The 13,439-nt window shown below is 59.8% G+C and carries 12 protein-coding genes; 3 read left to right on the forward strand and 9 right to left on the reverse strand.

The genetic code is table 11. From position 1 onward, the window contains the following. Nucleotides 1-8 precede the first annotated feature (8 nt). The 9 genes from AC2FND_RS10925 to coxB all read right to left on the reverse strand — a co-directional run bounded on the left by AC2FND_RS10925 (nt 9) and on the right by coxB (nt 7,592). Entirely contained in the window at nt 9-593 is a 585-nt protein-coding gene (locus AC2FND_RS10925) for a GNAT family N-acetyltransferase (protein ID WP_209505614.1), read from the reverse strand. Then, entirely contained in the window at nt 593-1,855 is a 1,263-nt protein-coding gene (locus AC2FND_RS10930) for a M16 family metallopeptidase (protein WP_496769696.1), read from the reverse strand. The genes AC2FND_RS10925 and AC2FND_RS10930 overlap by 1 nt, the downstream gene beginning before the upstream one ends. Continuing rightward, on the reverse strand, nt 1,852-3,240 hold the full coding sequence (gene thrC, locus AC2FND_RS10935; protein ID WP_496769697.1) for a threonine synthase: 1,389 nt from the start codon (nt 3,238-3,240) through the stop codon (nt 1,852-1,854). The genes AC2FND_RS10930 and thrC overlap by 4 nt, the downstream gene beginning before the upstream one ends. After that, on the reverse strand, nt 3,237-3,914 hold the full coding sequence (locus AC2FND_RS10940; RefSeq protein ID WP_496769699.1) for an SURF1 family protein: 678 nt from the start codon (nt 3,912-3,914) through the stop codon (nt 3,237-3,239). The genes thrC and AC2FND_RS10940 overlap by 4 nt, the downstream gene beginning before the upstream one ends. Nucleotides 3,915-4,070: 156 nt before the next feature. Continuing rightward, nucleotides 4,071-4,886, reverse strand: a complete 816-nt coding sequence (locus tag AC2FND_RS10945) for a cytochrome c oxidase subunit 3 (protein WP_209505605.1) — start codon at nt 4,884-4,886, stop codon at nt 4,071-4,073. Nucleotides 4,887-4,908: 22 nt separating this feature from the next. Next, on the reverse strand, nt 4,909-5,484 hold the full coding sequence (locus tag AC2FND_RS10950; protein WP_496769700.1) for a cytochrome c oxidase assembly protein: 576 nt from the start codon (nt 5,482-5,484) through the stop codon (nt 4,909-4,911). Then, nucleotides 5,484-5,645 (reverse strand): cytochrome c oxidase system small membrane protein, encoded by a 162-nt coding sequence (locus AC2FND_RS10955; protein ID WP_267363054.1) that lies wholly within the window; start codon nt 5,643-5,645, stop codon nt 5,484-5,486. The genes AC2FND_RS10950 and AC2FND_RS10955 overlap by 1 nt, the downstream gene beginning before the upstream one ends. After that, nucleotides 5,642-6,592: a heme o synthase gene (gene cyoE, locus AC2FND_RS10960; protein ID WP_480484378.1), complete on the reverse strand. Its 951-nt coding sequence runs from the start codon at nt 6,590-6,592 to the stop codon at nt 5,642-5,644. The genes AC2FND_RS10955 and cyoE overlap by 4 nt, the downstream gene beginning before the upstream one ends. 88 nt (nt 6,593-6,680) lie before the next feature. Further along, nucleotides 6,681-7,592, reverse strand: a complete 912-nt coding sequence (gene coxB, locus AC2FND_RS10965; RefSeq protein WP_496769702.1) for a cytochrome c oxidase subunit II — start codon at nt 7,590-7,592, stop codon at nt 6,681-6,683. Between the two features lie 176 nt (nt 7,593-7,768). Between coxB and tldD the strand changes: the two genes are divergently transcribed. The 3 genes from tldD to topA all read left to right on the forward strand — a co-directional run bounded on the left by tldD (nt 7,769) and on the right by topA (nt 13,364). Then, the gene (tldD, locus tag AC2FND_RS10970) at nt 7,769-9,190 is read left to right on the forward strand and encodes a metalloprotease TldD (RefSeq protein WP_496769704.1); all 1,422 of its coding nucleotides are present in this window, start codon (nt 7,769-7,771) and stop codon (nt 9,188-9,190) included. Nucleotides 9,191-9,428: 238 nt separating this feature from the next. After that, nucleotides 9,429-10,556 carry a DNA-processing protein DprA gene (gene dprA / locus AC2FND_RS10975; RefSeq protein ID WP_496769706.1) on the forward strand — a complete coding sequence of 376 codons (1,128 nt, stop codon included), beginning with the start codon at nt 9,429-9,431 and terminating at the stop codon, nt 10,554-10,556. Between the two features lie 180 nt (nt 10,557-10,736). Continuing rightward, the gene (gene topA, locus AC2FND_RS10980) at nt 10,737-13,364 is read left to right on the forward strand and encodes a type I DNA topoisomerase (protein ID WP_496769708.1); all 2,628 of its coding nucleotides are present in this window, start codon (nt 10,737-10,739) and stop codon (nt 13,362-13,364) included. Nucleotides 13,365-13,439: the final 75 nt, after the last annotated feature.

Raw genomic sequence — 13,439 nt, forward strand, 5'->3', positions numbered from 1 at the left:
AGAGCCCCCTAGCCCGCGTCCGTCTTGCCGCGCCGGTCGGACCGCAGGCTGGCATAGAGAACATGCGTCCGCCATCGCCCGTTGATCTGTAGATAAGACTGCGCCACGCCTTCATATTTGAAGCCCGAGCTTTCCAGCAAACCGCGCGACGCCCGGTTTTCCGGCAGACACGCGGCTTCGATCCGGCTCAGATCCAGACGGGTAAAGGCGTGATGTACCATCGCGCCAATCGCTTCGCGCATGTATCCCTGACGGGCAAAGGATTCACCGGTCCAGTAACCCAGGGTTCCGGCCTGCGCAGGGCCGCGCCGGATATTGTCCAGCGTGATCGCCCCGACCAACACATTGTCTTCACGGCGAAAAAGGAAAAGCGGAATTGCTGTGCCACTCGCGACTGAGCGCTGAGCCCAGTAGACCCGATTGGTAAAGGATTTGCGGCTCAGGTGATCCTTGGCCCAGATCGGCTCCCACGGGGTCAGGTAACCTTTCGAGGCGCGCCGCAACGCCGCCCAATCGTTGAAATCGGAATGTACAGGCGGACGCAAGCTGAGCCGCGCGGTCTCGAGTTTCAGCTTGCGTCTGCCCAACAGCATCACGCTGCACGCCTCTCCTGCAAGTCCGCCAATGTCGGTGCGTCTGCGACCGGTCCGTAAAGCGCCAGCGCCGCCGGGGCCTGTACGGCCATGGTTTCGGCAAAGGCGCGCACGTCCTCGGTGCTGACCGCATCGATCTTGGCGACCGTGTCTTCCAGCGAGGGCACCTGTCCCCAGATCTGCACCAGCCGCGCCAGACGCTCGGCCCGATTCGACGGGCTTTCCAGCCCCATCAGCATCCCGGCCTTCATCTGGGCACGGGCACGCGCGACCTCTTCGGGGCTCATGTCCTCGGCGGCGCGCTTCATCTCATCGATGGTGATCGTCGCCAGTTCGGCCACCTGATTGGCCGAGGTTCCGGCATAGATCGTGGTTGTTCCGGTATCGGCATAGGCACCGGTCTGCGCAAAGATCGTGTAGCAAAGCCCACGTGTTTCGCGCACTTCCTGAAACAGGCGCGAGGACATGCCACCGCCCAATGCGGTCGAATAGATCTGCGCCGTATAGATCGCGTCGTCGCGATAGCCGGGACTTTCCAGCGCCAGGGCGAAATGTGCCTGTTCCAGCTCTTTTACCTGTCGGGCTTCGCCACCGGTAAAGCGTGCGATCTCGGGGGTCAGACCTTTACGGGATTGCAGATGGCCAAACATCTCTTCGGCCAGTTTCATCAGCATGTCGTGATCCACAGCACCTGCTGCGGACAGGATCATCTGTTCGGGGCCATAATGTTCGGTCACAAAGCCCGACAGGTCCTCACGCGAAAAGGCACTGACCCGCTCCGTCGGGCCCAGGATCGTCCGGCCCAGGGGCTGGTCGCGATAGCTCTGCTCTTGCAGCCAGTCAAAGATCACATCATCGGGTGTGTCATGGGCCTGACCGATTTCCTGAAGGATCACGCCCCGCTCGACCTCGATCTCGCGCGGATCAAACACCGGGTTCAGAACGATGTCACCGATCACATCCATCGCCAGTGCCACGTCGTCCTTTAAGACGCGTGCGTAATAGGCCGTCACCTCGCGCGAGGTATAGGCGTTGATATAGCCGCCCACATCCTCGATCGCCTCGGCAATCTGCAAGGCCGAACGGCGCTCGGTTCCCTTGAACGCCATATGTTCAAGGAAATGCGCAATACCGTTCTGTTCGATCCGCTCATGCCGCCCACCGGCGGTTACCCAAATGCCGATGGCCGCAGATTGCAGCCCCGGCATATGTTCACTGACGATACGAAACCCGTTCTTCAGTTGGTCTTGTCTGACAGTCACTCAGCGATGTGCCTTTTAATATGATCCTCGAGGGCACCCAGATCATTGGCGATGCGGGTCACCCGTTCCGGACGTTCATACAGATCAGACATGCGGGAGGGAAGAGGCGGATGTTCACCACTCGCCTTCTCGACCGCGGCCGGGAATTTCGCCGGGTGCGCAGTGGCCAGCGTGATCATTGGCACGTCGGCCGCGCGGTGCTCTTCTGCGACCTTGATGCCCACGGCGGTGTGCGGGCAGACCAGTTCTGCGCTGTGCACCAGCGTGGATTTGATCGTGGCCAGCGTTTCCTCTTCGGACACCCGGCCCGAATCGAAATTCTCACGCAGCGCTTCCATCGCCCCCTGACTTATATTGAAGCCACTCTGTTTCAGCTCGTCCATCAATTGTGCGATGGCCCCGCCATCTTCGCCATAGGCATAATAGAGCGCGCGTTCGAAATTCGAGCTGACCTGAATGTCCATCGATGGGCTGATCGAGGGGATGGTTTCGCCCTTGAAATACCCCTCGCCCGAGAGGCAGCGATGTAGAATGTCGTTCTGGTTGGTCGCCACCACAAGGCGGTCAATCGGCAGCCCCATACGCTTGGCCAGATAGCCAGCGAAGATGTCGCCAAAGTTGCCGGTTGGCACCGTGAAGCTGACCTTGCGGTGCGGCGCACCAAGGCTGACGGCAGCCGAGAAGTAATAAACAATCTGCGCCAAGACGCGGGCAAAGTTGATCGAGTTCACACCCGCCAATTTCACGCCGTCGCGGAAGTCGAAATCGTTGAACATGTCTTTCAGCGCAGCCTGACAATCGTCAAAATCACCATCAACGGCCAAAGCATGCACGTTGCTGTCCGCAGGGGTGGTCATCTGGCGGCGCTGCACTTCGGACACGCGGCCATGCGGGAACAGGATGAACACATCCACCGCGTCCAGCCCGCGGAACGCCTCGATCGCGGCTGAACCGGTATCCCCGCTGGTCGCGCCGACGATGGTCACACGGTCACCACGGCGTTTCAGCGCCACCTGGAACAACTGGCCGATCAGTTGCATGGCAAAGTCCTTGAAGGCCAGCGTGGGGCCGTGGAACAGTTCCAGCAGGAAGTGGTTCTCGTTCAGCTGCTTCAATGGCGCGCGAGCATCGTGGCCGAAACCTTCATAAGCGCGGGCGATGATCGCCTTGAACTCATCCTCGGCGAATGAGCCGCTGACATAGGGCCACATCACGCGGAATGCGATTTCTTCATAGCTCAATCCGGCCAGCGCCGCGATCTCGTCCTGCGACATCACCGGGATCTCGGCGGGCAGATAGAGGCCGCCGTCGCGGGCAAGCCCGGTCAGCATCGCCTCTTCAAACGTCAGTTCGGGCGCTTGCCCGCGGGTCGAGATATATTTCATGTCGCGTCACTTTCAGAACTGGCACGGCTGCGCCACAGGAAGTATCCGGTCATCGCGGCCCAGACCAGAGCCAGGCCAAACCAGGTGATTGCATATTGCAGGTGATCGTTTGGTATGCCTGCCGTGTCCACCGGCAGCGGTGTCACATTCGGGTCGGTCTGCGAACGGGCGATCAGCAGAACGGGCTCTGCGCCCAGGGCAGCCGCAAGCGCGGACACATCGCGGGCAAACCAGATGTTGGCGTCGAGATCAGGTGCGGGCGTGTAACTGTCGATTTCATCTGGCCAATGCAGATTGCCGGCGATCTCCATCGGACCGTTTCGCCGCCCGGCCTGTTTGGCCGTGGTCGGGGTGAACCCCCGGTCAATCAGAATGGTCCGGCCCCCGGTGCGAAACGGCTGAATGATGCGATACCCTGCACCGACCTGCTTGAGCGAAACAAGAACGTGGACTTCCGCAGGCTCCATCTCGCCCGACACTGTTACCGGCAGGTATTTGTCCTGATCCGCCGAAACCTGCAGCGGCAGGGAAACCGGCGCAGCCGAGATCCGATCTTCGATCTCGGCCAGCACGTCCTGCTTCCACGCCAGGCGCTGCACCTGCCAGATGCCCAGCGACAGCAGCACGCCCAAACCGGCGAGGCCGAAGATTAGCAGGAACAGGAAACGGCGCATGTCAGGACCAAACTTCTTTGCAGGAACCGGCGTCTTGTTAAGGGGCACGCGGGCTGAATTGCAACCACGCAATTGTATGGGGCGCAATCTTGCGCCCCGCATAGAGAAAAAGCCGCCCCTTGGGGCGGCTTTTGCAATTGATCAGCCGGACCGGCGTTACATCAGCGGGGCCTGACCCCAGATGTAAACGGCAAAGAACAGGAACAGCCAAACAACGTCGACGAAGTGCCAGTACCAAGCGGCAGCCTCAAAACCAACATGTTTCTCGGGTGTGAAGTCCCCCTTGAGCGCGCGGATCAAGCAGACGGTCAGGAAGATCGTCCCAATGATCACGTGCGCACCGTGGAACCCGGTCGCCATGAAGAAGTTGGAATAGAACTGGTCGCCGCCAAATTCCCAGCCTTCATGCTTGAGAAGTTCAGCGTATTCATAGCCCTGCAGGAAGGTAAAGGCGATGCCCAGAACGATACCAATGGCCAGACCATTGATCAGCGCCTTGCGGTCATTGTCATGCACCAGTGCATGGTGCGCCCAGGTGATCGCACAGCCTGACAGCAACAGGACCAGAGTGTTGATCAGCGGCAGGTGGAACGGGTCAACCGCATGAATATCCGGCTGAATGTACTCGGTGCCGGCATAGTCGTACATCGGGTACATGCGATGTTTGAAGAACGACCAGAACCAGGCGAAGAAGAACATCACCTCAGACATGACGAACAGGATGAAGCCGTAGCGCAGACCGATGCGGACAACAGGGGTGTGATCGCCCTGACGGCTTTCCGCAACCACATCCGACCACCAGGCGAACATCGTGTAAAGCACAGCTGCCAGACCGGCCCAGAACATGAAGGGCGTGATGCCTTGCATCCAGAGAACGGCTCCGAACAGCATGACAAAGCCGCCGACGGCGCCGATCAGAGGCCAGATCGACGGGGCCAGAATGTGATAATCGTGGTTTTTAGCGTGTGCCATCAGCGTCCCTCACCTACAGGCGTTAGTTCGTGTTTGTATCTGCCTGCGCATCGAGGGCGGCATAGCCCTCGGGCAGGTCAATTTCGTAGAATGTATACGACAGCGTGATCGTATGAACATACCTGGCTTCAAGATCCTCGACCATTTCCGGGTCGACGAAGAAAGTCACCGGCATCTCAACGCGCTCGCCGGGTTGCAGCACCTGCTCTTCAAAGCAGAAACAGGCAATCTTCTGGAAATACCCACCCGCAGAATAGGGCGCCACGTTGTAAGACGCCTGCCCGGCAATGGGGCGGTCTGTCGGGTTATAGGCCTCGTAAAACGCGAGACCTGTTTCGCCGATGCGCACATCCATCTCGCGCACGACCGGCTTGAACTCCCATTCCATGTCCTTGGCCTTGGACGCGTCAAAGCGGATGGTAACGGTGCGATCCAGAATGGTATCGGGGGCAGTTTCGGCAACACCAGTGGTGCCGCCAAATCCGGTCACCCGGCAGAACCAGTTGTAGAACGGCACCGACGCCCAGGCGAGACTGCCCATCAAGACAACCACACCGACGGTCTGGACAACCGTTTTCTGAGGACCGGACAACGCCATCAGTTCTGAACCTCTTGCGTCGCCCTGTTGAAATCAGTGCCCGAGACCTTGACGATGGTCAGGCCGAAGATGATCACGATAAAGGCAGCCAGCGTCAGGCCGACACCCAGATTGCGGCTGAACCGGCGCTGATGCAGCTCGTGGTCTTTGCGCAGGCTCATGACCATCCCCCCAGACCATAGGGTTTCAGCAGGGCTTCGGCCAGAACGGCACCGAAATGCAGGAACAGATACAGCAGCGACAGCTTGAAGAAACCGCGTTCAACCTTGAAGTTATCTGCCTCGGAATCATCCTCGGTCCGGCGCGAGATTTTCCACGCGCCCCGCAGGAACAGGATGTTCAGAATCAATGCAACGGTCAGATAGATCGGGCCGCCAATGCCTGAAAATGCAGTTCCGATGGCCAGCAGGGCCAGCAGGGCTGTATAGACAAGAATATGGACACGTGTCGCGCGGCGACCATGGGTGACGGTCAGCATCGGCACGCCCGCGTCGTCATAGTCCGAGCGCATGAACAGGGCCAGCGCCCAGAAATGCGGCGGCGTCCACATGAAGGTCAGTGCAAACATCAGCCAGGGCTCGACCGACATCGATCCTGTGGCGGCCACCCAGCCGATCACCGGAGGGAACGCACCCGCTGCGCCACCGATCACGATGTTCTGCGGCGTCGAACGCTTCAGCCACATCGTGTAGACGACAACGTAGAAGAAGATGGTGAAGGCCAGAAACGCGCCTGCGAACCAGTTGGTCGCAAGGCCCAGCATGATCACCGACAGACCCGACAGAGCCAGACCAACGGCCAGCGCCTCGCCTTCCTCGACCTTGCCCGAAGGGATCGGGCGGGATTTGGTGCGTTTCATGACACGGTCGATATCCGCGTCCCACCACATGTTCAGCGCACCTGATGCTCCGCCTCCGATGGCGATGAACAGGATGGCGCAGAATCCGACGAAGGGATGAACAGGAACAGGGGCCGCCAACAGGCCGACCAATGCCGTGAACACGACCAACGACATCACGCGCGGCTTCAGCAGGGCGAAGTAATCGCCAAAGCCGGCCTCGTCCGCCCGGGCGGTCGCAGTGCTGGCATTGATGCTTGCGTCAGTCATTTCCGGTCCTTTTGGGGCGAAAACTGCGCGGATCGCCCGCGCAGCCCGAAATTTGTGTCAGGCGGGGTTGAACCCGCCCCTATCGTACTCAGTTCGAGGCGATCTGATAGCTTTGCGGCAGGCCCGCATATTCTTCGATCGCACCTTGCAGCCATTCGTCATAGACTTCCTGGCTTACGACCTTGACGGTAATCGGCATATAGGCGTGGTCCTTGCCACACAGCTCCGAACACTGACCAAAATAGATGCCTTCCTTGTCGGCCTGGAACCACAGTTCGGCCAGACGTCCGGGCACACCGTCCTGCTTTACGCCAAAGGCCGGGATGGTCCACGAGTGAATCACGTCGGATGCAGTCACCTGCATCACGATGACCTTGCCAACCGGAACGACAACAGCGGTGTCGGTGGCCAACAGCCATTCATCATCGCTGTAGCCTGCATCGATCAGCTTGGCGCGCATTGCATCATCCAGAACAAACGGCGTCACGTCCGCGTCCGCAGGGCGTGCGCCCTCGTCCAGGGTCGCCGGGTGGCCCAGCAGATAGCTGTCGAATGCGAAATCGTGATCAACATACTCGTAGGTCCAGTACCACTGGTTGCCGACGACTTTGATGGTGATGTCACCTTCCGGGATTTCCTGCTGTTTGAAAAGAACCGGCAGCGAGAACGCGCCAATAAACACCAGAATCAAGATCGGACCCAAGGTCCAGGCGATTTCAACAGGGGTATAGTGCGAGAAACGCGCCGGGGTCGGGTTTGCGCGCTGATTGTAGCGTACGATGCAATAGACCAGCAGAGCTGCAACCAGCAGACAGACTGCGGTGATGATCACGAGAATCATGCCGTCCAGCTTCTGGATTCCTGCGGCAAGGCTGGTGGCCGCGGGCTGGAAGCCCATGCCGCCGTCTACCGGCTTGCCGATAATCTCAAGCTCCTGAGCCATGGCGGGTAGGCTGGAGAGGGCTGTCATAAACCCTGAAAGCATCAAAGCATTCTTCATGTTCTGTCCTGATCGTTTGATCTTTGCGTCCCTGACGGAAAGGTGTGAATCGGTCGCACCTCTCCCGTTGTCTTTGGCCGCGTTAAAAACCATATTCCAGCGGGTAGATAAAGCAAAATGCTTGCGTCAAACAGACGCTATTTTTGATCTGGATCAAACCCGAAAGGTCGCAACCCATGCCTGAAGCCCCGTTTCGCCCCTTTGAGAGCGCCCTGCCGCAAGATGAAGCACTGGCCATATTGCGCTCGGCAACGGACGGGGCCGAGGATGGAGAGCTGTTTGTAGAGCGTCGGAAAACCGAATCTCTGGTGTTTGACGACGGGCGGCTTCGCACCGCGTCTTATGACGCATCCGAAGGGTTTGGCTTGCGTGCCGTTCAGGGCGAAGTGGCCGGGTACGCGCATTCCACTGATGTATCGATTGCCGCGCTGAAACGTGCTGCCGAGACCGCGCGACTGGCGGTTGGCGATGGAGGCGGAACGCTCGCTGAAGCCCCCCGCCCCACGAATACGCGCCTGTACACGGACGAAGACCCAATCGAATCTGCCGCCTTCCCGGTGAAAATCGAAACCCTGCGGGAGATTGACGCCTTTGCCCGCGATCTGGATTCGCGGGTGGTTCAGGTCAGCGCAATGATCGCCGCCGCCGTTCAGGAGGTGGAAATTCTGCGACCCGATGGTGTGATTGTGCGTGACGTGCGCCCCATGACGCGCGTGAATGTCTCGGTCATTGTTGAACAGGACGGGCGGCGCGAAAGCGGATCGGCCGGTGGCGGCGGGCGGGTTGGCCTGAGCGGGTTGATCGACCCTGCCGACTGGCAGGCCAAGGCGCGCGAAGCCCTGCGCATCGCATTGGTCAATCTGGACGCGGTTCCCGCCCCTGCCGGCGTGATGGAGGTTGCACTTGGCCCCGGCTGGCCCGGTATTTTGCTGCACGAAGCCATCGGTCACGGGCTTGAGGGCGATTTCAACCGCAAGGGAAGCTCGGCCTTTGCCGGGCTGATGGGACAACAGATTGCATCCAAGGGCGTGACCGTGGTGGATGACGGCACAATCGCCGACCGTCGCGGCTCGATCACTGTGGATGATGAAGGCACGCCCAGCTCGCGCACCGTGCTGATCGAGGATGGCATTCTGACCGGCTACATGCAGGACCGGCAAAACGCCCGGCTGATGGGCGTTGCGCCCACGGGCAACGGGCGGCGGCAAAGCTATGCGCACAAACCCATGCCGCGCATGACCAATACGATCATGTTGGGGGGCGACGCTGATCCGGCAGCTTTGGTGGCAGATATTAAAGACGGCATCTGGGCGGTTGGATTCGGAGGCGGCCAGGTCGACATCACCAACGGTAAATTCGTTTTCTCGTGCACCGAGGCGTATCGGGTCGAAAACGGCAAGATCGGAGCGCCTGTCAAAGGGGCCACGCTGATCGGCGACGGGCCTTCGGCGTTAAAACGCATCCGCGGCCTTGGCAACGATATGGCTTTGGATCCGGGTATGGGCACCTGCGGCAAGGACGGTCAATGGGTGCCCGTGGGTGTGGGTCAACCGACAGTGCTGATGGACGGGTTGACTGTCGGCGGGTCTGCAGCCTGAGTCGGAAGAGAAGCGCAAAGGCAGGCGCAGGGTTAACCATGCGCCACTTTGATTCGACAGCATTCCAACCAGCGCCATTAATTTGAGCGCCGGCTTGAAAATATTATTTGTTTATTTTCAGACACTTAATCGTCGCGTTCCCCAAGAAATACAAAAAAATCGCCGCTAATTATCTGCGATTCAGAGGCTGTTAACCCCCTGTCCCGTAAACCAGTTCTGCAATCAGGCGGAGCAACGGATGACCGAAGAGCAGCTTTCTTCCAATCACCCCCCACTCCCACCCACCACGGAAGAGGACCGGTTTTCGTGGCTTCGTCTGTTGCGCTCGCGCAAGGTCGGCCCCGCGACGTTTCGTCGGCTGCTGCGTGAACATGGCTCGGCGCAGAACGCGCTGGCCGCGCTGCCTGAAATGGCACGCGCCGCCGGAATAGATGGGTATGAAACCTGTCCCCCCGGCGTGATCGAGGCGGAACTCAGGGCCGCAGAAGCCGCCAAAGCGCGGCTTTTGTGCCTTGGGTCCGCAGATTTCCCCGACGCATTGAACGACCTATCCGATGCCCCGCCCCTGCTTTGGGCCATCGGGGATGTGTCGCTGTTGCAGAAACCGACGATTGCGATGGTGGGCGCGCGCAACTGTTCGTCGCTGGGCGCGCGGATGGCGCGTGGTCTGGCGCGCGCCTTGGGCGAAAAGGGACATGTGATTGTCTCGGGTCTGGCGCGCGGCATTGATACGGCGGCGCATATGGCGTCGCTGGACACCGGCACAGTTGCCGTCATGGCTGGTGGTGTCGATGTCATTTACCCGGCCGAGAACACGGAACTGGCGCATAATATCGCGACCAAGGGATTGCGGCTGTCGGAACAGCCGATGGGCGTGACGCCTCAGGCCAGGCATTTTCCGCGCCGCAACCGGATCATCTCGGGCCTGGCCCAAGCTGTTGTGGTGGTCGAGGCCGCAGCAAAATCCGGCAGCCTGATCACGGCGCGTGACGCCCTGGATCAGGGGCGCGAGGTTCTGGCCGTGCCCGGCCACCCGTTTGACGCCCGCGCTGCCGGGTGCAACCTTTTGATTCGGGACGGTGCGACGCTGGTCCGTTCGGCAGACGACGTTGTCGAGGCGCTGCCACAACAAGGCGATCTGATCTTTGCAAAACCCGAGGAGCCGCCCGCCACACAGCCACGGCCTGCCGCACAGGATTTGCAGGCGCAAATCCTTGAGCGGTTGGGACCTTCCCCCATCGCCGAAGACCAGTTGCTGCGCGATATTGCGGCCTCGGCAGGGGATCTGGGGCCAGCGCTGGTTGACCTTGAACTGGACGGACGAATCCAGCGCCAGCCGGGCGGGTTGTTGTCTCTGGCAGGCTGATTTGAACGGAAAACCAGATTGCCCAGTCGAATGCTTGGCCTGCAATCCGGCGCGGGTATCACACTGAAATCACGTCGCTTTTCCGCCTGCCAAAGGAACGCATTGACAATCCCCGCTTGCCCCACACATTTTGCACCACCATAGAAGGCGCCAAATTCGTCGAGCGAGGTTTCCCCTTAAATGCCCGTAGTTGTTGTAGAATCTCCGGCCAAAGCAAAAACAATCAATAAATATCTCGGCCCTGACTACACCGTTCTGGCCTCTTACGGCCATGTGCGGGACCTGCCGCCAAAGGACGGATCGGTCGATCCGGACCATGGATTTTCCATGACATGGGAAGTGGGCAATGACAGCCGCAAACATGTAAAGGCCATCGCCGACGCGCTGAAAGAAGACAACGCGCTGATCCTCGCCACTGACCCTGATCGTGAGGGCGAGGCGATCAGCTGGCATTTGCAGGAAGCCCTGACCAAGCGCCGCTCGATCAAGAAAGATACACCGGTCAGCCGGGTGACCTTCAACGCCATCACCAAAGAGGCGGTGACCGAGGCGATGAAGAACCCGCGCGACGTCGATATGCCCCTGGTCGAAGCGTATCTGGCACGCCGCGCCTTGGATTACCTTGTTGGCTTCAACCTGTCACCGGTTCTGTGGCGCAAACTGCCCGGCGCAAAATCCGCAGGTCGGGTGCAGTCGGTCTGTCTGCGCCTGATCGTCGAGCGTGAGATGGAGATCGAAGCGTTCAAGCCGGTCGAGTACTGGTCGGTTCGGGCCCTTTTCGAGACACCGCGTGGTCAGACCTATGAGGCGCGGCTGGTCACGTTGGCGGGCAAGAAACTGGACAAGCACGATCTGGCCAACGCAACACAAGCCGAACTGGCGGTTCAGGCCGTCACCAGCCGCGCGCTGCGTGTGACTTCGGTCGAAGCCAAGCCCGCCGCGCGCAATCCAAGCGCGCCGTTCATGACTTCGACCCTGCAACAGGAGGCGAGCCGCAAATTCGGCATGGGCGCGCGCCATGCAATGCAGGTTGCGCAGCGCCTCTATGAGGCCGGATACATTACTTATATGCGAACCGACGGGATCGACATGGCACCCGAGGCCGTGACGGCAACGCGCGACACCATCGCGGATCGGTACGGTGCAGAATATGTGCCGGACAGCCCGCGTATGTACAAGAACAAGGCCAAGAACGCGCAGGAAGCACACGAATGTATCCGCCCCACGGATATGACGCGCGATGCCAAGGCGCTGAAGGTCACGGATGAAGATCAGCGCAAGCTTTATGATCTGATCTGGAAACGGACCATTGCCTGCCAGATGGCAGCAGCACGGTTGGAGCGCACCACGGTCGAGATTGGCAGTGACGACGGTCAGGTCGGCCTGCGTGCCACCGGTCAGGTGGTATTGTTCGACGGGTTCATGCGCGTCTATGAGGAAGGCCGCGATGATGTCGCCGATGATGACGAAAAGCGCCTGCCACAGATCATGCAGGGCGACCCCGCGCGCTTTTCCAAAACTACGTTGCGTGATCAGTTTGCCAAGGCCACCAGCGAGTCGGATAAAGCCGCAATCATGGCCGATAACGAAGCCGTTCTGGCGTTGCAGCATCACACGCAACCGCCCCCGCGCTATACCGAGGCCACTTTGGTCAAGCGGATGGAGGAGTTGGGGATCGGACGTCCTTCGACCTATGCCTCGATCGTGACCACGATTCAGGACCGCGAATATGTGCGCAAAGACAAGAACCGGCTGATCCCCGAAGAAAAAGGCCGGATCGTCACAATCTTTCTGCTGAACTTTTTCCGTCAATACGTTGGATACGAGTTCACCGCGAATCTGGAAGAGCAACTGGATGACGTCAGCGCCGGTGATCGTGACTACAAGGATCTGCTGGGCAAGTTCTGGCGTGATTTTTCGGCAGCGATTGGCGAAACATCCGAACTGCGCATATCGGAAGTGCTGGACAAGCTGGACGAGGCATTGGCGCCACAGCTTTACCCCCCGCGTGAAGACGGGTCCGACCCGCGTATCTGCCCGAAATGCGGGTTGGGACAATTGCACCTGAAAACCTCGCGCACCGGCGGGTTCGTGGGCTGCGGAAACTATCCGGAGTGCACTTATACGCGGCCTATCGCCGGTGAAGGCGCGGAAGGCGACGAACAATTGCTGGGCGAAGACGCCGGGGATGAGATCTGGCTGAAGTCCGGCCGATTTGGGCCGTATGTCCAGCGAGGCGAACCCACGCCCGAGAACAAGAAGCCGCCGCGCGCCTCGCTTCCACGCGGCTGGAGCAAGGATGACATGGATCTGGACAAGGCGCTGACGCTTCTGTCCCTGCCGCGGCAGATCGGTGAGCACCCCGAAGGCGGCATGATCACCTCGAACTTCGGGCGTTTTGGCCCTTATCTGATGCATCAATTGGCCGATGAAGCCAAGCCGGTCTATGCCAACCTCAAAGACCCAAACGATGTGTTCGAGATCGGTATGAACCGCGCCGTAGAGCTTTTGGCGGAAAAACGAGCCAATCCCGGTGGGCGCGGGCGCGCAGCGGCAAAAGCTTTGACGGACCTGGGCGAGCATCCCGATGGCGGCGCGATGCAGGTTCTGGACGGACGGTACGGGCCATATGTGAAGTGGGAAAAGGTCAACGCGACCATCCCGAAAGACATCAAGCCCGAAGACGTGACGCAGGAAATGGCCATCGAACTGGTCAATGAGCGCGCATCCAAGAAGGGCACCAAGAAAAAGGCTGCACCCAAAAAGAAGGCTGCCGCCAAGAAGACAGCAAAGAAAGCGGCTGAATAAACCGGACTTTTGACCGGGACATGTCACCAAACGCGCGGGCCGGTTTCTGAATAAAGGAACCGGCCCGCGTGTTTA

Source organism: Ruegeria sp. BHSB056 (assembly GCF_059613305.1).

Bases quoted from the DNA above. Each gene is read 5' to 3' on its own strand.
- AC2FND_RS10925 (WP_209505614.1), bottom strand. From the start codon at position 593: ATGCTGTTGGGCAGACGCAAGCTGAAACTCGAGACCGCGCGGCTCAGC.
- thrC (WP_496769697.1), bottom strand. From the start codon at position 3,240: ATGAAATATATCTCGACCCGCGGGCAAGCGCCCGAACTGACGTTTGAA.
- AC2FND_RS10940 (WP_496769699.1), bottom strand. From the start codon at position 3,914: ATGCGCCGTTTCCTGTTCCTGCTAATCTTCGGCCTCGCCGGTTTGGGC.
- AC2FND_RS10945 (WP_209505605.1), bottom strand. From the start codon at position 4,886: ATGGCACACGCTAAAAACCACGATTATCACATTCTGGCCCCGTCGATC.
- AC2FND_RS10950 (WP_496769700.1), bottom strand. From the start codon at position 5,484: ATGGCGTTGTCCGGTCCTCAGAAAACGGTTGTCCAGACCGTCGGTGTG.
- AC2FND_RS10955 (WP_267363054.1), bottom strand. From the start codon at position 5,645: ATGAGCCTGCGCAAAGACCACGAGCTGCATCAGCGCCGGTTCAGCCGC.
- cyoE (WP_480484378.1), bottom strand. From the start codon at position 6,592: ATGACTGACGCAAGCATCAATGCCAGCACTGCGACCGCCCGGGCGGAC.
- coxB (WP_496769702.1), bottom strand. From the start codon at position 7,592: ATGAAGAATGCTTTGATGCTTTCAGGGTTTATGACAGCCCTCTCCAGC.
- tldD (WP_496769704.1), top strand. From the start codon at position 7,769: ATGCCTGAAGCCCCGTTTCGCCCCTTTGAGAGCGCCCTGCCGCAAGAT.
- dprA (WP_496769706.1), top strand. From the start codon at position 9,429: ATGACCGAAGAGCAGCTTTCTTCCAATCACCCCCCACTCCCACCCACC.
- topA (WP_496769708.1), top strand. From the start codon at position 10,737: ATGCCCGTAGTTGTTGTAGAATCTCCGGCCAAAGCAAAAACAATCAAT.